The sequence below is a fragment of the Sphingobacterium bovisgrunnientis genome (genome assembly GCF_009829085.1).
GTDB classification, from domain to species: domain Bacteria; phylum Bacteroidota; class Bacteroidia; order Sphingobacteriales; family Sphingobacteriaceae; genus Sphingobacterium; species Sphingobacterium bovisgrunnientis.
Genome location: NZ_WUQY01000003.1, coordinates 148,958 through 170,899, shown reverse-complemented (window position 1 = coordinate 170,899; position 21,942 = coordinate 148,958). Strand labels below are relative to the sequence as shown.

The 21,942-nt window shown below is 35.6% G+C and carries 15 protein-coding genes and 2 tRNA genes; 7 read left to right on the top strand and 10 right to left on the bottom strand.

Going from position 1 to position 21,942, the window contains the following annotated elements:
- Positions 1-41: 41 nt before the first annotated feature.
- Complete coding sequence (gene rlmF / locus GOQ16_RS03160; protein ID WP_160067817.1) at positions 42-920, top strand: 23S rRNA (adenine(1618)-N(6))-methyltransferase RlmF; 879 nt, start codon at positions 42-44, stop codon at positions 918-920.
- A 301-nt stretch (positions 921-1,221) separates the two neighbouring features.
- Here the strand turns inward: rlmF and GOQ16_RS03155 are convergent, their stop codons facing one another.
- Together GOQ16_RS03155 and GOQ16_RS03150 are read right to left on the bottom strand one after the other, a co-directional pair.
- Entirely contained in the window at positions 1,222-3,129 is a 1,908-nt protein-coding gene (locus GOQ16_RS03155; protein WP_160067796.1) for a DUF294 nucleotidyltransferase-like domain-containing protein, read from the bottom strand.
- 13 nt (positions 3,130-3,142) lie between these two features.
- Positions 3,143-3,787 carry a 3'-5' exonuclease gene (locus GOQ16_RS03150; RefSeq protein WP_160067794.1) on the bottom strand — a complete coding sequence of 215 codons (645 nt, stop codon included), beginning with the start codon at positions 3,785-3,787 and terminating at the stop codon, positions 3,143-3,145.
- Positions 3,788-4,065: 278 nt separating this feature from the next.
- Here GOQ16_RS03150 and GOQ16_RS03145 point away from each other — a divergent pair, with 278 nt between their 5' ends.
- Positions 4,066-4,407: a hypothetical protein gene (locus tag GOQ16_RS03145; RefSeq protein WP_160067792.1), complete on the top strand. Its 342-nt coding sequence runs from the start codon at positions 4,066-4,068 to the stop codon at positions 4,405-4,407.
- 40 nt (positions 4,408-4,447) lie between these two features.
- On the opposite strand, the gene GOQ16_RS03140 is transcribed toward GOQ16_RS03145, so the two are convergent.
- Both GOQ16_RS03140 and GOQ16_RS03135 read right to left on the bottom strand, forming a co-directional pair.
- Complete coding sequence (locus tag GOQ16_RS03140; RefSeq protein WP_160067790.1) at positions 4,448-7,771, bottom strand: DUF5107 domain-containing protein; 3,324 nt, start codon at positions 7,769-7,771, stop codon at positions 4,448-4,450.
- Between the two features lie 16 nt (positions 7,772-7,787).
- On the bottom strand, positions 7,788-9,125 hold the full coding sequence (locus GOQ16_RS03135) for a sugar porter family MFS transporter (protein ID WP_160067788.1): 1,338 nt from the start codon (positions 9,123-9,125) through the stop codon (positions 7,788-7,790).
- Between the two features lie 130 nt (positions 9,126-9,255).
- On the opposite strand from GOQ16_RS03135, the gene GOQ16_RS03130 reads away from it, so the two are divergent.
- The gene (locus tag GOQ16_RS03130) at positions 9,256-10,149 is read left to right on the top strand and encodes an AraC family transcriptional regulator (RefSeq protein ID WP_160067786.1); all 894 of its coding nucleotides are present in this window, start codon (positions 9,256-9,258) and stop codon (positions 10,147-10,149) included.
- A gap of 63 nt (positions 10,150-10,212) precedes the next feature.
- Here GOQ16_RS03130 and GOQ16_RS03125 read toward each other — a convergent pair.
- The 3 genes from GOQ16_RS03125 to mgtE form a co-directional block, all read right to left on the bottom strand.
- Positions 10,213-10,286, bottom strand: a tRNA-Asn gene (locus GOQ16_RS03125).
- Between the two features lie 82 nt (positions 10,287-10,368).
- Positions 10,369-10,442 (bottom strand) — tRNA-Asn (locus tag GOQ16_RS03120).
- 112 nt (positions 10,443-10,554) lie between these two features.
- Positions 10,555-11,934: a magnesium transporter gene (gene mgtE, locus GOQ16_RS03115; RefSeq protein ID WP_160067784.1), complete on the bottom strand. Its 1,380-nt coding sequence runs from the start codon at positions 11,932-11,934 to the stop codon at positions 10,555-10,557.
- Positions 11,935-12,527: 593 nt separating this feature from the next.
- Between mgtE and GOQ16_RS03110 the strand changes: the two genes are divergently transcribed.
- Both GOQ16_RS03110 and GOQ16_RS03105 read left to right on the top strand, forming a co-directional pair.
- Positions 12,528-15,341 (top strand): hypothetical protein, encoded by a 2,814-nt coding sequence (locus GOQ16_RS03110; protein ID WP_160067782.1) that lies wholly within the window; start codon positions 12,528-12,530, stop codon positions 15,339-15,341.
- Positions 15,342-15,424: 83 nt separating this feature from the next.
- The gene (locus GOQ16_RS03105; RefSeq protein ID WP_160067780.1) at positions 15,425-15,832 is read left to right on the top strand and encodes a hypothetical protein; all 408 of its coding nucleotides are present in this window, start codon (positions 15,425-15,427) and stop codon (positions 15,830-15,832) included.
- Here GOQ16_RS03105 and pssA read toward each other — a convergent pair.
- Together pssA and rho are read right to left on the bottom strand one after the other, a co-directional pair.
- Positions 15,829-16,509, bottom strand: a complete 681-nt coding sequence (gene pssA, locus GOQ16_RS03100) for a CDP-diacylglycerol--serine O-phosphatidyltransferase (protein WP_160067778.1) — start codon at positions 16,507-16,509, stop codon at positions 15,829-15,831. The two genes, GOQ16_RS03105 and pssA, sit on opposite strands and share 4 nt — an antisense overlap.
- Positions 16,510-16,570: 61 nt before the next feature.
- The gene (gene rho, locus GOQ16_RS03095) at positions 16,571-18,061 is read right to left on the bottom strand and encodes a transcription termination factor Rho (RefSeq protein ID WP_160067776.1); all 1,491 of its coding nucleotides are present in this window, start codon (positions 18,059-18,061) and stop codon (positions 16,571-16,573) included.
- Positions 18,062-18,386: 325 nt separating this feature from the next.
- On the opposite strand from rho, the gene GOQ16_RS03090 reads away from it, so the two are divergent.
- Positions 18,387-20,114 (top strand): MFS transporter, encoded by a 1,728-nt coding sequence (locus tag GOQ16_RS03090; protein ID WP_160067774.1) that lies wholly within the window; start codon positions 18,387-18,389, stop codon positions 20,112-20,114.
- A gap of 192 nt (positions 20,115-20,306) precedes the next feature.
- Positions 20,307-21,164, top strand: a complete 858-nt coding sequence (locus tag GOQ16_RS03085; protein ID WP_160067772.1) for an N-acetylglucosamine kinase — start codon at positions 20,307-20,309, stop codon at positions 21,162-21,164.
- A gap of 79 nt (positions 21,165-21,243) precedes the next feature.
- Here the strand turns inward: GOQ16_RS03085 and GOQ16_RS03080 are convergent, their stop codons facing one another.
- The gene (locus GOQ16_RS03080) at positions 21,244-21,939 is read right to left on the bottom strand and encodes a metal-dependent hydrolase (RefSeq protein WP_192922500.1); all 696 of its coding nucleotides are present in this window, start codon (positions 21,937-21,939) and stop codon (positions 21,244-21,246) included.
- Positions 21,940-21,942 lie beyond the last annotated feature (3 nt).

The window sequence follows — 21,942 nt, the reverse complement described above, 5'->3', positions numbered from 1 at the left end:
TCTAATAATAAGAGTACCTTTGGAATGAAAATACATAATACATGCATAAAAGAAATAAGCACTTACATGGATATGATTTGAAAAAGCTCAAAGCAGCCTACAAAGGATTGAGCAGTCACATCATCCAATTGAATGAAAAAGATACCATCGACTTTTCGAATCCAAAATCTGTTTTGGAATTAAATAAAGCCCTTTTAATTGCGGATTACAAATTAAAATATTGGAATATAATGCCGAATAGTCTTTGCCCTGCTGTACCAGGAAGAGCGGATTATATACACCATCTTGCGGATCTATTAGCAACAACAAACAACGGCGAAATTCCGACAGGAAAAGATGTCAAAATATTAGACATCGGAACAGGATCTAGTGTCATCTACCCTATTATTGGTGCGCAAGAATACAATTGGGACTTTATCGGAACTGAAATTGATCGCGGATCTATTCAACAAGGTGAGGTAAATGTCAACAAGAACATTTGGCTTAAAAAGAAAATTAAATTGCGTTTTCAAGACGAGCGCGAAAATATCTTGGACGGCATTATGTTTCCAGAAGATAAATTTGATGCTGTAATATCTAATCCACCATTCTTCAAATCAAGAGAAGACAACTGGACGAAGAGTACGAAAAAATTCCAAAACCTTAAAAAAGGTACTGAAGCACCGACAGTTCAAAACTTCGCAGGTCATCCCAATGAATTATGGTGTTCTGGAGGCGAGAAAGCGTTTATCACCAAATTGATTTACGATAGCCAGAAATACAAGAAACAAATCAAATGGACGACATCATTAGTATCAAGTAAAGATCACTTAAAACCATTGATTTCGGTCTTAGAATACCACAAGGCTGCGCAAGTCGAAGTAATCGAAATGACGCAAGGTCAAAAGAAAATGAGAATACTCGCTTGGCGGTGGGAATAAAACTTAGAAAAGCTTTCAGATTGTATTTGAAAGCTTTTTCTTTTATAAATTAGTATTCAAATATCAATTAGAGTTAAAAATATATGTTGAAGCCCTTATGCCGGGCAGGCAGTGACTTTTTTCCGCAAAAAGTCACCAAAAACTCGTCGCTGTACCGAGTTGCAACAATGTCTCGACATTCCTACATTTAGCAACTCACTAAGGCGACTTTATTCGCTAAATAAAAAGTCGTTGCAATAATCTGATTCATATCATATTGTGCTATATAGACATATTAAAGAACATTCATTTCATCCATATATCAAAAAAGCTCCTTTGTAAATTCTACGCGTATACGAGATTGAAAGCCTTCTATAGTTTTGAAGATTTCTTTGAGTGTCACCTGTTCTATTTTTGTTAAACTAGTAGGGTCAATAAAGTTATTAGACTCTGAATTATCCTGAATAATATGATTAGCCTGTTTTTGCAGGCGTAATGCCATTAGGTAATAATAGGAATGAAGCAATTCGTGCGCAGCGGATTCCGAAAAAACTCCAATTTTTTGAAGTGCCTTAATTCTTTCACCAGTATTTACACTGAAAATGCGATGCTTTAGCGCATACACACGGACAAGATCCACGATCGGCGTCATGGCTTTCTTAATATCAAATACCTCCCTATCTCCTACATTTATCGTACGAATATTCTTAAGGAACGATGTCAGCGGTGGTTGGTACTGCAACGCATTTTTCGCCATCTGAAAAAACAGTTTTTCTAAGGGTTGTTTCAACTTTTCATCTAGGAACTCATGAAGTTCATCCATGATAGTCGGATCCCCATAGATATATCGGCAATCAAAAAAAGTCGAAAATTTTATACTCGTTTCAGGAACAGATTCTTGCAGCCAAAGCTCATAATTATTTTTCCAATGCGACAAAGAATGCGTCCATTTGGGATTTTTAGCCATGAAACCACCTGTACAAAAGCTAAACCCAACAAAATCAAGATGCCCGGAAACCATATCAGCAAACTTAAGGAAATAGGCTCTGACTTCTTCCCTATGCTCATTAGCCTTGTCTTCGTAGATAATAGCATTATCTTGATCCGTTTTTAAGGTCTGTTCCTTTCGTCCTTCACTACCTAAAACCATAAAGACAAATTTGGCTGGTGGCTTGCCTATTTCAGCTATAACACTGTCTATTATCTTAATCAAGATTGTATCTGCTATTGACGTAATAATTTGATTTACGATCTCTGCATTGACCCCTCTCCCTATCAGCTGCTTAATCATGTGAGGCACATTCTCCCACTTTCCCTTAAGCTCATCTACAGATAACGCCAGCTTTACCGATTGAATAAAGACTAGAGGCGACTGTGCTTGCTCACTTAGTAGACGGTTTCGGCTAATAATACCATCGAGAAGTCCTTTGTTCTCCACGAGAAGATAACGGGTCTTCGAACGAAACATCATCAGTATCGCTTCGTATACATATGCTTGATTATCGATGGTCACAACAGGTGTGTCCATTATTTCCTTCGCCGCGATGCTGTTATCAAATCCTCGCTGGGCTACTATTTTGTCCCGCAAAGTTATATCGGTAATATATCCTACGGCCTTTCCGACTCCATTACGTACGATGATACAACTTCTTTTGTGATTTGCCATTAGCGTTGCAGCTTCCCAAGCTGGGGTATTTTCTTCACAATACAATATATCTTGAGCATCAACACTTTCTATTCTTCTCGAATATAGTTGTTCGGAAGCGATATAGCTTTGTTCGAAGGAAGGTGGAGCTTTGGTAAAATGTGCGAAATCGTCATTCAACATTAGACGCCCATATTCGGCAGTGAAATACTGAAAAAAAGCATCGTTAGACTGACAAAGTCCAGCAAAATATTTACGTTTTAACGAAAGGACAACAGTACCCTTGATAGCAATGACAGTACGCAACGATTTCTTTCTATTCAACAATATGGAGATGCCGCCATAGCAATATCCTGGCCCGTGTGATTCGGGCAATCTTTTATTCTGCTCCTTATCGTAAAAAAAAGATTCGTAACTTCCCTTTACAATGACATCAACACCTTTCATTTTGGTGATTTCTTGCTGATAAATCAAGGTGTCTTTGCTGTATTTAGTTTCGGTAAAAAGATCCGCAAAGTCATCGAGTACTTCCGGAGACAACAAATTGAACGGGGGATTATTTTTCAGGAATTCAACTCTGTTCATTGTAAAAGGGCTATTATAAAACTACTTTAAGATAATCGTTACTTATTTTTCTTTCGTTGATCTGTTCCAAAATGGATTGCTCGGTAATATAGCCACTTTTTGAAAGTTCAAAAAAACATTCTGCTGTAGCCAAAGTATCGCAAAGGGCATCATGGTAATTTTGGAGCGTTCTATAGAAAAGGATTGCATACAATTGTGACAGATGAAGAGGTCTCTCCTTCGCTGTACCTGCCAGAAATCTTGTCGCCAACATCGTGCAAAAAGCAGGAACTTGATCCAAATCATATTGAATCTTTGCTCGATCCAACTCAACCTTAAGTAAATTGATATCAAATTTTAAAAAATGACAGATTAATACAGGATCATATTTCTGTAAATCCAACAGAAGCCGACTCAATACATCTTTGCGAGAGTTACCATGTTGCTGCCTAAATAGATCCGTTATCTTATGTATTTTTAATGCCGAAGAAGTACTTTTAAAATCTCGCTCATTGATATAAAATTTTTCCCGCTTAATTTCTTTTCCATCAATCGTATAGATTACCCAGGAAATCTGCACCATATACGGCCAGTGACGACAATCCACTGAAGATACATCCCAACTCACTGGTTCTCCAGAAGCCTCCGTATCCAAAAACATATAATACGACTTTCTCATTTATTAAGCCTAGATTAATCTAAAAAGCAATGGTTATCAAAATATAACGCTATTCGTAACAAGCAATCTATATTTCGGAAGAATAAGATTTACCTGATAAAAACAATAATAGCTTCTAAAAAACAAACTTAAATAAAGTTGATGGCATCATCAATATAATTCGCTTACTAATAAGATTTTGGTAAGATTTACAATTTGATTAGCAAAATTTTTAAATTGTAGCATTATTGTTTTTATTTTCGTTTTAGCTCTAAAAGTTAACTAACCAAGACAGCATTATGCGTATTCTATTATTCCTAATTACACTTGTATTGTTTTTAGGTTGCAAAAAGTCCAAAGAAAATACAACAGAAATCCTTTGGCATCAAGAAATGAAAGAGCGCTTAAAAATTGAACTCCGATGTGAGGAGAAAGATAAGCTAGAAGTAAATTTATACTCAGGAAGTTACGAAGGACAAAAAATATTTTTTACAATGACAATGTGTCCAGCGTGCAATACCATCGCCCCACAATTTGGATATACCTGTGATGGTTCTAAAATCACCATTTCGGAATTCAACACCAAAGTTTCTGCTATAAAAGAAATTTACAACAGTTGTACGAATAAATTGACTGATTAAGTTTATAAACATTTGCCCTTTCATCTGGAAGGGCTAATGTTTATGCATATTCGTTCGCCATAGCCAAATGAATCTTTGCTCCAAAATGTTGCTGATCCAACATTAGAACCTCTCCAAACGATGCTTTTGATTTTTGAATCTGGCCTAATCCCAAATGCCCTAATCCAAGAATATACAAACAATGGATTTTGTTTCTTAAATTCAAGTCATCGTCAAAAGTCATCATATTCGGCAACGATACAGCAAAATAATCTATTTCAACCACGTCCTTCATATGTTGCTCTCCATAATTGATTAGATTAGAAAAAACCGCTTGAGCTTCGTTCTTTTCTCCTAAAGCATGTAGCGCAAGTCCTTGATAAAATATTTTGTCCGGTTGCTGATCGTTATAGAAAATAGCTGCCGAAGGCTCACGCAATCCTAAAGTTGCTCTTGTATAATTTTCTTTAGCAAGTGATTCTTCACTCAAGCTTTCATATGCTTTTCCCCTCCAATAAAACACATCATTATCATGCGTACCATACAACTTACCTTCACCAAGATTCTCCGGGAATTTTTGCGTCTTGGCCAAAAGTTCCAAAGCTGATGTGTATTCATTATTTTTAATAGCTGATTTCGCAAGTTCAACCAACGCATTTACATATTCAGCAGTTACTTTTCCTTCTCCACCTTCCCAAGGATGAAATTTTCGAGCCATAATGAGCGAATATGCTTTCTTAGAAGTACCTAGAAAATTATGTAACGTAAGATATTCCAGATACAGATCGTCACGTTGCACTACGACTGTGAACTCTTCTTCCAAAAGTTGTAATCTTTCGCTAGGACTTCTATTCACACGCTTGTATAATTGATGCAATTCCATTAGCACACGCGCATCAGACTTATCTAAAGCAAAAGCTTTCTCATAAAATTCAATCGCCTTCTCTTGATTTCCCTTTTTATTAAAGTAAGCGATACCGAGATTACGATAAGCTGTAGGAAAAGTAGAACAAGTCTTTACAGACTCTTCCCAATTAAAAATTGCATCCTCATATTGCCTTTTATCGTACCAAAGATTACCCAAATAATAAGGTGCTAAATGATCCTGATTATTAAATTGTATAGCACATTCAAGAACAGCAATATCGTTTACATCATTTGGAAAACACAAATAAGAATCTTGTTTAAAAGCATTATTCAAATAAAAATTTCTTAATTCATTATCATCCAATTTATGCGCATAGTATGCTCGATAATAACCGGTCAATGGCGTGCAACATTCCGAATCCAATAATTCAATAAAGCTCGTAGCTTCTGTATATAATCCAGCATCCGCATAATCTCTAGCATAGGCAAGCATATTATTTCCTTTATTGCGTGATAAGGAGATAATTTTGTCTCGATAACATTGTGATTCCTGAGTTTTATTTTGCACAGCAAGTACATTCATTTTTTCGAACAATGCCCCCAAATTGAAACGATCTCTTCGAAGTGCTTCCTCTATAACTAATAAGGCTTCTTGTTGTCTATCTAATTTTCGTAACACAAAGGATTTGAGCACATACGACTTGCCGTTATTAGCATTTCTATCTAGCGATTTGGAAATGTGATCCAATGCTTCTTCATATTTTTCGTTACTAATATCAATCTGTGCTAGAGAGAAGTATCCTACATCTTGCCACTTATTAGTCCAAATCGCTTTATAGAATGAGTCATACGCTTTTTGTAAATTCCCTACAGCTTTATAAGCTAAGCCTAGATTGTAATAAGGTTCACTGTCATACGGATTTGGATTACGAGATGTTAAAGTTTCTATGGCTTTTTCGAAATAAGGAATAGAATTTTCAGATTTCCCTCTTCGCAGATACCACAAACCCAAAGCATTATTACAACGTATATCCTTTGGATCGCGATCCAATGCCTCTTGGTAATAATCTATTGGATTATAAGTCGCATGACGATATTGTTCCAGATGTAATCCTGTAAGATAGAGCTGCTCATTATTTTCAACTTCCGAAGGTTTCAATGCTGCCTTTGCGGGAGAAGGTAATTCGTTAGATAAAGCATGAACATCATATTGATATTCCAACAATACCTTTTGCGGATCGCATATCTTGACAGAATATTTGGATAGGTCTAGATTCTGGGTTAACTCAATTTGAGAAGAAAATACCTGCTCCGGATTGACATTAAAACTTTCTTCATGAAACAACTTCTCATCAATAAAAAACTGAAGAGTCAGATTTTCAAATGCTGAAGTTGCATAAACTTTTATTTCAGCTTGCTGATTGTTTAAATCGACATTCAACAAAAGGTCTTTGGTAGCATTTTTTACTAATCCTAATTCGGCATAAGGCAAAAAATACTGCGTAAAAGTTTTCTCTTCATACGGATTTAGCCAACTAAAATCAGGCTGATTGTCCGTATACATACCTGTCATTAGTTCGATATATGGACCATCTTCGTCGGTCAAATTTCTATCCCACGCAATTCCAAAATCACCATTTCCCCAAGTCCACTGTTTCTTTCCTGGACTAACATGATGATTTGCCACATGCAATACACCGGCTTTAGTATCGTGCTCATAGCCCCCCATAAAATCATATTTCGAATTGATGGCCATATAGGACGTTGGCACTGGAATATTTTTGTAGCGCGAAATATCAGTACCTGGCGAATAATCTACTTTGTAATACACCCCAGTCGCAATTGGAAAATCTGAAACATCACGCTTTCCATGGTCAAATACAGCATTGACATCGGTCGGAAATACGGATTGATAATCTTCATTCACTTTTACTGCTGGATTTGCCCACCACAAAAACGTTTGCGGAAGTGGAGTACGATTGTACAATTGTGCCTTAATCTCTAAATAGGCCTTGTCTGGATAAAGCGTAAAACCAGCCATACCTTTTGTCCCAAACATCTGCTCAATTTCATTAACCCAAACGGTCTTGCTTCCATCCTCATTGATTTCAATATCATAATCGATAGGCTGAAATGTAGAAGGTCTATGGTGTTGTGGCCAATTGAATTCAATACCTCCCGAAATCCATGGACCCGCAAGACCAACCAACGCAGGCTTAATTACTTGATTGTAATAAATGAAATGCCTGTTTCGAATTTTGTCGTACGCCATTTGCACGCGCCCACCCAACTCAGGGAGTACAAGAATTTTGAGATACTTATTTTCTAAAAATAACCCTATATACTCTTTATCTTCTTTTATATCTTCAATTTTTTCAATAACAGGATTAGGATATACGACTCCCGAACTTCCTTGATACACTCTTTTCTCAAAGAACATTGGATTTTTGTCGGGCGCTCCAACCCCATATGTAGGAATTACAATATTTTCTGTCCAAATATTTACAGCATTTTCCATAATAATAGTCTCAAGCTTAATGTCTAAAATTTCCTTCTAATTCCTCTAGTGTCTGTCCTTTGGTCTCTTTGACTTTACGCAATACAAACACAAAACCGAACACACAAATTGCAGCGTACAGATAAAATGGGCCATATGTACCTAATTTTTCGGCTAGTATCGGGAAGGTAAATACCAATATGAAATAGGCTGACCAAAGTGCTACCATAGCTAACGAAGTAGCCATACCTCTTACCCGATTTGGAAATATTTCAGAAATTAATACCCATGTTACAGGCGCAAGAGAGGTGGCGTACACACTTATAGACAAAAGCACAAAAATGGAAACCATAACAGAACTTAATTGATTTTGGAGTAGAAATGCCAACACAACATATGTGATTGCCAATCCTAAAGAACCTATCAGCATCAATGGCCTTCTTCCCAAACGATCTACTTGCCACATAGCCACAAGAGTGAATAACAAATTAACTATCCCAATCGATACAGTTTCGAATAACTGCTGATCCAAGGAAGCTCCTATGCTCTCAAAGATTGTTGAGGTATAATTGAACACAACATTTATTCCGCAGAATTGCTGAAAGATCGCCAAAGTAACTCCAACTACCACTGCAGGTCGAACACTTTTGTACAAAACTTCTTTAAAGGAAATTGGCGAAGCTTCTGTATTTGACTGCACCACTTCAACCATTGTTTTATCAACGACGGTTGAATTTCCAAATCGAAGCAATACAGCTCTAGCTTCTTCTAACCTGCCTTTAGCAATCAACCAACGCGGACTCTCGGGCAACCAAACGATGCCAATCAAAAAAAACAAAGAAGGAACCACACCTAACCCAAACATCCAACGCCATGAATCTTCTCCAAGACTTGAGAGTTTATAATTTACGAGATTCGTGATTAATATACCTATTACGATAGTTAGTTGGTTAATGGCAACATTTCGCCCTCTAACATGCGCTGGTGATATTTCAGCTATATACATTGGACTCAGCATGGAAGCCATCCCTACACCAATTCCAGACAAAAAACGCATTAATACAAAAATCTCCAAATCAGGAGCTATACCCATTCCAAAGGAGGAAATAGCAAATAGCAGAGCAGCAAAGAAAAGTCCAGATTTACGACCATATTGATCTGATAATTTTCCAGCAATAAGACAACCTACAATACATCCTAGCGCAAGAGATCCTGTCAAAAAGCCTTCCCACCAAGCGTCCAACTCAAATACGATTCTCAAAAATGGTAATGCGCCAGATATTACAGCAAAATCAAATCCGAAAAGATATCCCCCAAGAGCGGAAATAAAAGATATAGCTAGGATATAGCTGTTGTTATAATCATCATTTTTCATAGGTCATATAGATTTATGATTGGTAAAGTAAAATTAAGAGGTTATTATCATCAAAAAATAGATAATAAAAAGAAATTAATGTACTATCTTACGATTAAACCTATTAAAAACAACCATTGGTAAACCAAAAATGGACAAAACTAAGAATTCAGAAATTAAAATAGAAGAAGGCTTTATTGGTCAAAAGATGCAAATTTTGAATACTACTGAAATTTCAAAATTAACACATAACATCTTTTCACAAAATCTCTATTTCACAGCCATAGGATTATACCCGAGAGCGCTTTCGCATGAAAGATTTAGACAAAGTGGTTGTGATGAGTACATTTTGCTATACTGTACAGAAGGCGAAGGTTATATTGCGCTAGAAAATGAATTTTTCACCCTAAAAGCAAATACATACATCATATTACCAAAGAATATGAGCCACAAATATGGAAGCTTATTAAACAATCCATGGAGTATATATTGGATTCACTTTAGCGGTCACTACAGTGACAGTTTGTATTCACGCTACAAAGAGGAATATAAGGAAACTGTAGTCGAAACACCTTTTGATCCCACAAGGATTAAACTTTTTGAAGAATTGCTTGCACTAACAGATCATGATTTGACAACGTATAGCATAGAATTCTTACATGTGAAGTTGTTACAACTTATTTCATTATTTATTTATAGAAAAAGAGATGAGCTCGAAAATGAAAAAAATAGAATCTATCTGTCGATAACCTATATGAAGCAAAATGTAGATCAAAAAGTATCAATCAAAGAATTAGCAAATTTGACCAATTATTCTGTTACACATTATTCTCAACTTTTCAGAGAACAAACAGGCTATTCGCCCATACAGTATTTTTTGAGATTGAAAATTCAATTAGCCTGTCAATACCTTTACTTTTCTAAACTTTCTATGAAAGAAATTTGCAAAAACATAGGATTAGAAGATCCCTACTATTTTTCAAGATTATTTAAAAAACAAATGTCATTGTCTCCAAAACAATACCGTACAAAGCACAGAATGTAAAATTTGAATACAAATTGGTATAAAGCAAAAAAAGCCTTCAAAAAATTGAAGGCTTTAATTTTGCTCTCCCTCTTGGGCTCGAACCAAGGACCCTCTGATTAACAGTCAGATGCTCTAACCAGCTGAGCTAAGGAAGAATTTGAAACTTTACAGTTTCTGGTTAAATCACGATGTCAAGTTTTAACACTTGAAAGTCCTAACGACAATGGACTTTTTTTGCTCTCCCTCTTGGGCTCGAACCAAGGACCCTCTGATTAACAGTCAGATGCTCTAACCAGCTGAGCTAAGGAAGAATTCAACCTACTTCGTTTCCGTTTCGGTGATGCAATTATCGGAAGATTTTAAGAGTTCTCCAAACATTTTTTTAAGGTTTTTTACAACTCATTCATTCCCAATAAGAATATTTTACAACAAAACACCTTTTAAAAGCAATGTGGCGAATGTAAAGTATATAATTAAGCCCGTAACATCGACTAATGTGGATACAAATGGAGCCGACGAACTTGCCGGATCGGCACCAAGCTTACGTAACAAGAATGGAAGCATGGAACCTGTCAACGATCCCCATAACACAACACAGACTAAAGAGAAGCTAATTACTAACCCAATTAAAATCCAATATTCGCCGTAAACCTCCGAAAACATTTGCCATGTCGCAATTCGAATAAAACCTAAGATTCCAAGAATAAGTCCAAGAATCAATCCAGTTAATATTTCTCTTCGCATTACTCGCCACCAATCTGTCAGTGTGACCTCTCCCATCGCCATTGCCTGAATAATTAATGTCGACGCTTGTGAACCACTATTACCACCACTGGACATAATTAGTGGCATTAAAGCAAATAACACAATAGCGCTTGCCAATTGCGTCTCAAAATGACTGATAACAGAAGCTGTCAACAATTGTCCCATAAATAAAACAATTAGCCAACCCGCACGCTTTTTGACTAAGTGCATAATTGACACATCCAAGTAAGGCTCATCCAACGCCTCGGTACCCCCGAAGCGTTGCATATCTTCCGTGTACTCTTCATTCGCTACCCAAAGAATATCATCAATCGTCACAATCCCCAACATGATCCCTTGTTCATCGATTACTGGCAAAGCCACACGATTGTTCATACGGAAAATTGTGACCGCTTCTTCTTGTGGATCGTTCGCATTTAAAGAGATCATTCGGTTGTCGATCAAATCACCTACTTGCGCATCAGGTGAAGCCAGCAAAATATCTTTGATTCGAATATCGTCAATCAGCTTTCCATCCGCATCAATCACATACAATACATCAATGGTTTCCGACGCACTTCCGTAGCGACGGATATGATCCAAAATTCGTGTGATTGTCCAATGTTGTTTTACCGTGATATAGTCTGGTGTCATCAACCTTCCCACACTATCTTCTGGGTACCCCAACAAAGACAAAGCTTCCTTCCGCTCATCTGGGGTAAGTAACGTAATTAGACGTTTCACAACATCACCTTTCGACTCACTCAAAAAAGACGTCCGATCATCGGGAGGCATTACGTTTAATATCTCACGGACTTTATTTGCTGGAAGTTTTTTGAAGATACGTTCTTGGGTAGGGAAGTCTAAAATTCGGAAAACATTAACCGCTCGGTTGAGGTCTAAAATTTCAAGGAAGAGAGCACCATGTTCGGGAAGTTCGTCTATCAATTCTTCGACATCAGAAATATTTTGTTCGTTCAGATATTCCGCAAGTTCTAGAAGATTATTATCCTCTATTAACTGCTCCACTTGCGTAACTTTCATTTCCAATTCTTCCATATTGCTCCTCCGAAAATTATATCCCTACATTGGTTGACTGACTTTAGTTCGTTGCAAAAGTCGCTTTTTTCTAGCAGAATATATAATATTTTTTTCGTGAATCGTTAAAACCCAAAAAATAAAATTCAGCCATTATGACAGTGCAAATTTTAAATATACTAGTATCCAAAATCCGTACAGCAGCAATTTAAAGTCAACACTAAAGGACATAATAATACCTTCAAATTTTAAACGCAATTTTCATTAAGTAAAAGGTATTATAAATTAATTCTCAAAAACCTTAGACAGATACAGAACCTACTATTACCACAAACAGCACAACAGCTTCTTCCTTCTTTCTAACCATTTTAAAACCATAATGTATTAAAGGAAATATTTAAAAAAATAATGTACTTTAGTAGAGTGTAATATGAAATATATTGAATGGTTTGGGATTATATGAAAAAGACTTTTTAAACTAAAAAAACAACCATTAATAAAACAATTTAAATATATATAAATTTAATATTATCAACTATTTATATTAAATTAAACAAACTATCAAATTACATAAAAACCTGTTTTAATACTAAAATATTTAGCAAACAATCTGCATGAGCCAATTTAATAGAAATAACCATATAATTATCAATATATTATCAACACTAATATTAAGCTTATATTCACCAATTAGTAAAGCTCAAATATTTGACAATTCACAACCCCATTTTAGAGTCAAATGGAATCAAATTAACACCGAGAATTTTAGATTAATTTTCCCACAAGAATACAATAAATCAGCTCCTACCCTTGCCAATCAAATAGAACAATACTTAAAATTAAGTGCTAATGCACTGGAAGAAAAACCAAAAAAAATAAATATTATTTTACAGCAAAATCATCTACTTCAGAATGGCTTTGTCCAACTCGCACCACGGAAAACAGAATTTTTCTCCACGCCATCTGGCGTTGCAGACAACCAAGAATGGCTACCAAATTTAGCACTCCATGAGTTGCAACACGTAACACAATTTGACAAATTGACAGGAAATATTAGGCGCCCATTCGGTGAACTTTTAGCGATGGCTCTCTTCGGAATTAGCCTTCCATCCTGGTATTATGAAGGAGATGCAACCCTACATGAAACGCTTTTTTCCAATGGCGGAAGAGGGAGATTAAGCTCTTGGAACACGGAATTAAGAACAAATATTTTGTCTGGTAAACAGTATAATTTCAACAAATATATTCACGGATCATTCAAAGATATCGTACCCAGTTACTACACAATTGGTTATTTCATGAACAGTGAAATGCATGAAAAAGACCCGAAAATAAACGCCAAAATTTATGAAGAAATGAACGGAAAATTGCTTCGACCATTCAATTTTCAACGTGCATTGAAGAAGTATTACGGCACAAAAGCAAGTGGAATTTTTGATAAAACGATAGCTAACTTATCACAAAAATGGAGTGATACCAACACTTCTAATCTGCCCAACCCTATAACATTTGATGACAAATATCCAACCGATTACTTGTTACCACAAGTAGAAAATAGTACAATTTTTACCCTTCAGAGAAACAATCAACGCACAACACGAATCGTAAAATTTGACCAAACCTCAGCGCAAGAATACAAGGAAGTCGTGAAACTTGGTGCGCAAATCATGCCCTCTTTTCACTTAAAAAAACACCTTATTACCTGGGATGAATACCGAAAAGATGCTCGTTTTTCTAAACAAACATACAATGTAATTAATGTATTTGACACACATACGAACACCCAAAAAACTATTACCAAGAACTCTAGATACTACACGCCCGTCCTATCAGATGACTTAAAAACCATAGCTTGTATAGAGGTTAATTTGAATAATGAAAGCTCCATTGCACTCCTAGACGTGACATCAGGAGACAAAATTGACAGTATCCCAATGCCTATAGGCATGCATATTCAACAACCTAATTTCAATGATAAATCCACAAAAATTGTTGCCATAGCTGTGAACGCCAAAGGCACTAACCTAATTGAAATTGACTTACAAACCAAAGAAATCACAGAGCTTCTCACCTGGTCAAACTTACAATTAGAACGCCCTATTTATGCTGAAAACAATATTATTTTCAAAGCAAACCAAGACGGCAAAGACAATATTTACATACTCAAATCTGGGGAATTAGCGCAGATTACAGAAAGCAAATTCGGAGCATTTAACCCATATTACAGCAATGGACAGCTGTGGTTTAATGATTTCACGGTAAAAGGTCACAAAGTAAATAATGTAAATGTCGCAGATATTCCATTCAAAGAAACGACTTTCACGCGCGCAGAGACATTATTTGCCACGCAAAACAATGTACAAATCGACACAACGCGTAATAATCGGGATTACGCGACTGAAATTAAACCGTATGGAATACTTAAAAATAGCCTTAACTTTCACAGTTTAACACTTAGTGCAAACGATTTTGAAAGTTTTGACAATTATAAACCTGGAATTTACTGGCTGTCAAACGATCTTCTCAACACTACTAGAGTTAAATTAGGATATGAAAGAGAAGTCGAGTTAAAGCAGAATTCCTATTTAGCTGAATTAACTTATCAGCGATATTATCCAAAATTTAATATCGGATACAAAAACTCTGGTAATTATGGTGTAGCCAAAAGCTCAAGCGGCAAAGATAGTTTGCGGTTTGATTTCAGATACCACCAAATCACAGCAGACATTCAACTCCCATTCAGTATTTACAGAGGCAATGAAGTGTATTCGTATGGCGTCAATTTTGGCACATACTATATTAAACGATATGATTTGAGCTTAAATACGCTTCGTAATTTTCAAGATCAAATTCGATTTCCATTAAATTATCAAGCGTATTTTAATAAAAACACTATGCTTAGTGTGATGGATTTAGCGCCGCGATGGGGGCAAAACTTCAATTTCATTTATCGTCATATGCCATTTGAAAAAGGCAAAAATCAATCGTGGGCGATAAGAACAAACTTCTATTTTCCTGGCCTATTTCTTAATCATAGCTTCCAAGCACGCTTCAGCGTACAAGAATCTTTAGGTGTTTTTAACAGATCATACGACATACCTTTGGTTGACGGATTTAGTTACCTACCGAACTCTCTAGTGAAGAACACACTATTATTCGATTACCGCTTGCCTTTGATGTACCCCGATTTTTCGGTTGGACAATTCGCTTATGTTAAACGTATTCATGGCCAATTTTCAGTTGATTATTTGAATGTACACGCCAGCTCCTTAGCTCCAAAATCACTTAGCGCAGGATTAAATTTTGACTTCAATTTATTCAAATACAACGAGCCATTATTTACGTTTAGTGTCTTAGGAACATACATCAATGACGTACGCGTCAACAATCGCATCAACCCTACATTTAGCTTTAGTTACAGTTATTAATCAATTATTTAAAAATCAAGCTTTTAGAAAACAATTTTAATTGTTATATTGTTTATTGATTTTACACATCAATCTAGTAAAATATGGCAATTATCTCAAAAGCGGCCGAAGTTCAGGAAGAACTTATTACGATTTATGAACATCTAATTGAAAAACGATCAGTAATACTCAATGAATTAAAATCAATACGAAATCGATTTGAGAAACAATGCGACGTATTTATTTTAAATGGATATGAGGAAGAAAAATCGCCAATTATTACCAATAAAATATACCACATCAAATTCATTGAATACGACACACATTGTCACATTATCGACATCGTTAATGACTTTAAAGATGTATATGGCTATTTTCCGGAATACGGAGAAATGTACAATACATTACACGAGACTATGATACAATTTGCAAACGAAGAAAATTATGAATGTGCAGCGTTTGTAAAAATCTGGGTAGACCAAATCAAACATATCATTTTGGAAACCAATTAGACAGTCCTTTCACTTCTAAAATGCAAGACTGAAAATAGGATATACAGTAAAAAAATTATTGGTATAGCCAGAATCTCTAGTGAGATAACCAATATAAGTGACACGATAAGAAATAAATATTTAAACTTATTGAGCGCCCACTTTAATGAATTCAACTTCATGGAGAAAAGTTTGAGCTCAGACACCAATAAAATACTCGTAATTAATGTTATTCCCAATAATAGAAATTGGTTATAAATAATATTTGGTGCAATCTCGCCAATAAAAGGCAATGACACAATTAAAAATGTATTCATAGGTGTATTCACACCGATAAAGTCAGAAGTTTGGCGCTCGTCTATATTGAATTTTGCTAATCGCAATGCCGAAAATATCGTTACCACAAAACCGAGATAAGGCACATATTCTGACGAACTAACTTCTCTCAGCATAGTATACAGAATTGTTCCAGGCAAGAATCCAAAACTAATCACATCCGCCAAAGAATCCAATTCCTTACCTATAAGTGATTTCACCTTTAGTAAACGTGCTACCATTCCGTCAAAGAAATCAAAGATTCCAGATGCTAATACACAATAGAAAGCTGTAAGATAATCCCCCTTCAAAACCATCAATATGCCGATACATCCACTAAACAAATTTAAAGATGTAATCGTATTTGGTATATATTTCTTCATCACTAATAACAAAAAAGCCGTCTATTTATTAGACGGCTTAAAAATATCAATTTAATATGAATTATCCATTCATACTCATCAAAAACTCTTCGTTTGAACGTGTTCCACGCAATTGTTGTAATAAGAATTCCATTGCTTCAGTAGAATTCATGTCTGACAAGTGATTTCTCAACACCCATAAACGTTGCAATGCTTCTCTATCCATCAATAAATCGTCACGACGTGTAGAAGATGCTGTCAAATCGATAGCAGGGAATAAACGTTTGTTCGCCAACTTACGATCCAATTGAAGCTCCATGTTACCCGTACCTTTGAATTCTTCAAAGATAACGTCATCCATTTTAGAGCCTGTATCTGTCAATGCCGTTGCTAAAATCGTCAATGAACCACCGTTCTCAATGTTACGTGCCGCACCAAAGAAACGTTTTGGTTTGTGCAAAGCATTCGCATCCACACCACCTGATAAAATTTTACCCGATGCAGGTGCAACAGTATTATATGCACGAGCCAAACGCGTAATCGAATCCAATAAGATTACCACATCATGACCACATTCTACCATACGTTTTGCTTTTTCCAAGACGATATTTGCAATTTTTACGTGTCTGTCAGCAGGCTCATCAAATGTAGATGAAACTACCTCAGCACGTACTGATCTTGCCATATCTGTAACCTCTTCCGGACGCTCATCGATTAATAAAATAATCAAATAAACCTCTGGATGGTTTTTTGCAATAGCATTTGCTACTTCTTTTAATAGGTTTGTTTTACCTGTTTTTGGCTGCGCAACGATAAGACCACGCTGTCCTTTACCAATCGGTGTAAACAAATCCATTATACGAGTTGAATAATTATTAGAACCTAAATCTAAGTTCAATTTCTCATCCGGGAATAATGGTGTCAAAAAGTCAAAAGGAACGCGATCTCTAATTTCCGCTGGATTTTGACCATTTATTGACTCTATGCGAACCAATGGGAAATATTTTTCTCCTTCTTTTGGAGGACGGATAGACCCTCTTACGTTATCACCAGTCTTCAGACCAAACAATTTAATTTGCGATTGTGAAACGTATATATCATCAGGTGACGTCAAGTAATTATAATCCGATGAACGTAAGAAACCATATCCATCAGGCATAATTTCTAAAACTCCTTCATTGACGATTACATTATCGAAATCCGTATTTGATGATGATTCTGCTTTCTTTTGTTCAGCGGGTTGCTCTGCAGATGTTGGTTGAGAAACTGGAGCTTTAGGAGTACTTTCGGAAATAATAGGAGAAGTTTCTTCTTCTGATCTCACTCTTTTAGTTACCGCAATAGGCTCTGTTTTTAACGTTCTAGTTCTTTTTCTAGGTGAATGTTCAGATTCTATACCTACTGGCTCTTCTATATCCACTTTCTTATCTTCAGTGTTTGATTGTTGAGCAATCTCTGAAATTTTGTCGATGAGTTCTTGTTTACGAAGTTTTTCTACGTCTACAATACCTAACACCTTTCCGATCTCGCGCAATTCGGACACGAGCTTTGAATTCAATTCGTTGATATTCATTAATATTGAATTATGATTATATCTTTTTGGATTTTTAATTTGAAATCTAACCTATTTATTCACAATACCTTTATAAAGGGTTTGAAAATTTGACTTGCTCACAATCTCTAAACTGATTTTCGAAATAGATAAATTATGAACTAGGATAAATTTGAGAATGTACAAAGAAAACCATTACATTTGAATTTTCAAAAAAAAAGTAATAAAATAATAATTAATTTAAAAAAAATATGCATTTTTATACCTACTAAATTGTTTTATCAATTATAATAATATTTTTTTTTCATACGTTTAAATAGAAAATATATTTCATAAAAATAAAATTATGAGCCAAAGTAATAAGCCTACCAATTATCCAGCACTCTACACACTTATAGTAGTGTTCTTCTTTTGGGGATTTATAGCTGCTGGAAACAGTATCTTTATCCCATTTTGTAAAAATTATTTTCATTTGGATCAATTTCAATCGCAATTGATTGACTTTGCGTTTTATAGCGCTTATTATATAGGTGCTTTAGCTTTATTTATTGTCGGAACGATCTCTGGAAGAGATTTAGTAGGTAAATGGGGCTACAAAAAAAGTATAGTATACGGATTATTGTTCAGTGCATTAGGCGCTGCAGCAATGATTATAGCCGTCGAGGTGAATGTGTACTTAGGTATGTTGATAGGCTTATTTATTGTTGCACTAGGATTTTCATTGCAACAAACAGCTGCAAATCCATTTGCCGTATTATTAGGTGATCCCAAAACAGGAGCATCACGTGTGAATCTTGGTGGTGCAGTCAATTCATTTGGTACGACAATTGGCCCATTAGTGATTGGTTACGCATTATTCAGCACATTTGAACCCATTTCAGATTCCGAAATTTCCAACCTACCCTTAAATAAAGTTATCTACTTATATATTGCTGTAGGATTATTGTTCATATTCGCGGCGGGTCTATTTAATTTCTCAAAAAAAGTACCTCCAGGCATCAATAATGAACCTATGGAAGGCGCTTCGAAGGCTAAAAAGACATTGATAGTCATGACTATCCTTCTAGCATTATTTTTTACTCCTGTATTTTTGAGTTACAAAAGTGAAACCGCGCTACAAGTGGAACAACTGAACGCACAAATAAAGGCTGCTACTGATTCTTCTATTATTGAGAATCTTAAAACTCAGGTTAAAGAACTAGCACACCCAATGGAATTACAGCGTATGGCTCTATTATTTGGTGCATTGGTAGCTGTCATTGGATCACTTTTATTCGCTTACGGGAAAGCACAAAAATCGCCTGAAGGCTGGGGTGCAATGAAATACCCACAATTGGTATTGGGTATGCTTGCCTTATTTATCTACGTTGGTATCGAGGTTTCTATTGGAAGTAATTTGGGTGAATTGCTGACTTTAGATGAATTTGGCGGTCTTCAATCTTCTGAAATCACACCTTATATATCTATGTATTGGGGAGGAATGATGATTGGACGATGGGCAGGTGCGGTTACGGCATTCAATTTCGCTAGCTCAACAAAGAAGATATTGACAGCAATTGTGCCCTTTATCGCATTTTGTGTCGTAATTTCCGTAAACACAGTTGCTGGATTCGATATGTCGCATTTATACTTCTTTGTTATTTGTATTGCCATTCAAGTGATAGCCTTTTTTATAAGTAAAGAAAAACCTGTAGCGACTTTGGTGATTTTTGGTTCACTGGGATTACTAGCGATGATTGTAGGATTATTAACTACAGGTACAGTCGCTATCTATTCGTTTTTAACAGGTGGTCTTGCGTGTTCAATCATGTGGGGCTCTATATTCTCTTTATCTATTGTGGGAATTGGCAAATACACCGAGCAAGGTTCTGCATTTTTGGTAATGATGATACTCGGTGGAGGGGTTATTCCACCTATCCAAGGTAAGTTAGCAGACATTATTGGTATTCACAATTCTTATATAGTTGCTGTATTAGGATTCGCCTATATTATTGTTTTCGCTATTTTAGTTAAGGGCTTTTTGAAAAAGCAAAATATAGATATTGAACATATTGAGGGTTCAAGTAGTCATTAAGGAGTAAACTAATTGTACTTTCTACACTAAGTAAGAAAATAAAAAAACCGCTTTTATTGATAAACAAGGCGGTTTTTTAACATTATTTAAAAACTTATTAAAAATAAAATTTATAAACCCTATTGATTATTGGAATAAAAATGTATCTTCGAAAGATATAATTTTGAATAACTATACTAAAATAAACTAATAATGATCATTATTGCAGATGGAGGATCAACCAAAACCAATTGGTGCCTATTAGATGATAATCAAAAGAAAATCTATTTTAACACTGAGGGCTATAACCCTTATTTCGTTGACAGCGACTACATCGTTAGTTCTCTAAAAAAAGGATTGCCCAATGATTTGCCTCTAGAAAATATTAAAGAAGTAAATTATTATGGTGCAGGGGTACATAATGATGAGAAAGCTAAAATTGTATCGGATGCATTTCGTGTATTATTTCCTAATGCAAAGATTGAAATCGGACATGATTTATTAGCTGCCGCTCGTGCTCTTTTGGGGAAAGAAACAGGCTTTGCAGCGATCTTAGGTACAGGTACAAACACATGTATCTATGATGGAGACAAAATTACGCATAACATCAGTTCTGCAGCATACATCTTAGGTGATGAAGGTTCTGGTTCTTACATCGGTAAAAAACTTTTGACTGATTTCGTACGTGATTTAATGCCTACAGATGTTGCAAAAGCATTCTACGATACATACAAATTGTCTAAAGACGAGATCATGGACAGCGTATATACGAAGCCTTTGGCTAACCGCTTTTGTGCTAGTTTCAGTAAGTTCGTTTATGACAACAATGTAAATATTGAATATACACGTAGAATTGTTGATGATGCTTTCGAAGCATTTTTCGCAAACTTAGTGAGTAAATACCCTAATTACCAAGATTATACTTTCAACTGTATCGGATCTGTTGGCTACAACTTCCGTAATGTATTGGAAGAAAAAGCTACACAATACGGTATGAAAACAGGTAAAATCTTACGTTCGCCAATTGACGATTTAGTACAATTCCACATTGATAGATATTCGAATCAATAATAAAAGTACTTGTTTTATAAAGCATAAATGCCCAATCAAATGATTGGGCATTTATGCTTTATAATGAAATTATAACGATTTATAAATCGATAGTTTGCCCCAATTCCAATAAATTCAAATTGATATTGGCATTTGCGAAAACCTGCTTCGCTTCATTTGTATCGATAATAACGGGAGAAAATGTATCGTAATGCATACCAACGACATTTCTACAGTTAATAAAATCAGTAGCTTTGACCGCATCATACATATCCATGGTGTAATGCCCACCAATGGGTAAGAATGCCCAATCCAAGTTTAGATCTTCTAACAATTTCATCTCCAAAGTAAGTGCTGTATCGCCTGCAAAATATATTTTTTTATCACCAATGAAGAACACAAATCCACAAGGAGCACCGCCATATGCGCCGTCAGGAGTAGAATTTGTATGCAAAGCATACACCATTTTTACTTTTCCAAAGGGTAGACTTAAAGTACCTCCAAAATTGAATTCTATAACTTTATCATCTGATATTCCTTGTTTTCTAACCCATCCCGCTGTTTCTACAATAGCTACTACAGTTGCATTAGATTGCGCTTGAATAGAAGCCAAATCCGCGACATGATCTTCATGCGCATGCGACAAGAAAATGTAATCAGGATTTAGTTCGGACACCTTAATGTCTTTCGCCAAGGGATTATATGTTACAAAAGGATCAAGTAATACTTTAGTACCATTAAAATTAAATTCAAAACATGCATGCCCTAAATACCTGACCGAAATTTGATTTGCCATAGT

What these genes read in the sequence shown, in the direction of transcription:
- GOQ16_RS03155 (WP_160067796.1), bottom strand. Translation starts at nt 3,129, where the DNA reads ATGAACAGAGTTGAATTCCTGAAAAATAATCCCCCGTTCAATTTGTTG.
- GOQ16_RS03110 (WP_160067782.1), top strand. Translation starts at nt 12,528, where the DNA reads ATGAGCCAATTTAATAGAAATAACCATATAATTATCAATATATTATCA.
- rho (WP_160067776.1), bottom strand. Translation starts at nt 18,061, where the DNA reads ATGAATATCAACGAATTGAATTCAAAGCTCGTGTCCGAATTGCGCGAG.
- pssA (WP_160067778.1), bottom strand. Translation starts at nt 16,509, where the DNA reads ATGAAGAAATATATACCAAATACGATTACATCTTTAAATTTGTTTAGT.
- GOQ16_RS03135 (WP_160067788.1), bottom strand. Translation starts at nt 9,125, where the DNA reads ATGAAAAATGATGATTATAACAACAGCTATATCCTAGCTATATCTTTT.
- GOQ16_RS03145 (WP_160067792.1), top strand. Translation starts at nt 4,066, where the DNA reads ATGCGTATTCTATTATTCCTAATTACACTTGTATTGTTTTTAGGTTGC.
- GOQ16_RS03090 (WP_160067774.1), top strand. Translation starts at nt 18,387, where the DNA reads ATGAGCCAAAGTAATAAGCCTACCAATTATCCAGCACTCTACACACTT.
- GOQ16_RS03150 (WP_160067794.1), bottom strand. Translation starts at nt 3,787, where the DNA reads ATGAGAAAGTCGTATTATATGTTTTTGGATACGGAGGCTTCTGGAGAA.
- mgtE (WP_160067784.1), bottom strand. Translation starts at nt 11,934, where the DNA reads ATGGAAGAATTGGAAATGAAAGTTACGCAAGTGGAGCAGTTAATAGAG.
- GOQ16_RS03140 (WP_160067790.1), bottom strand. Translation starts at nt 7,771, where the DNA reads ATGGAAAATGCTGTAAATATTTGGACAGAAAATATTGTAATTCCTACA.
- GOQ16_RS03080 (WP_192922500.1), bottom strand. Translation starts at nt 21,939, where the DNA reads ATGGCAAATCAAATTTCGGTCAGGTATTTAGGGCATGCATGTTTTGAA.
- GOQ16_RS03105 (WP_160067780.1), top strand. Translation starts at nt 15,425, where the DNA reads ATGGCAATTATCTCAAAAGCGGCCGAAGTTCAGGAAGAACTTATTACG.
- GOQ16_RS03130 (WP_160067786.1), top strand. Translation starts at nt 9,256, where the DNA reads ATGGACAAAACTAAGAATTCAGAAATTAAAATAGAAGAAGGCTTTATT.
- rlmF (WP_160067817.1), top strand. Translation starts at nt 42, where the DNA reads ATGCATAAAAGAAATAAGCACTTACATGGATATGATTTGAAAAAGCTC.
- GOQ16_RS03085 (WP_160067772.1), top strand. Translation starts at nt 20,307, where the DNA reads ATGATCATTATTGCAGATGGAGGATCAACCAAAACCAATTGGTGCCTA.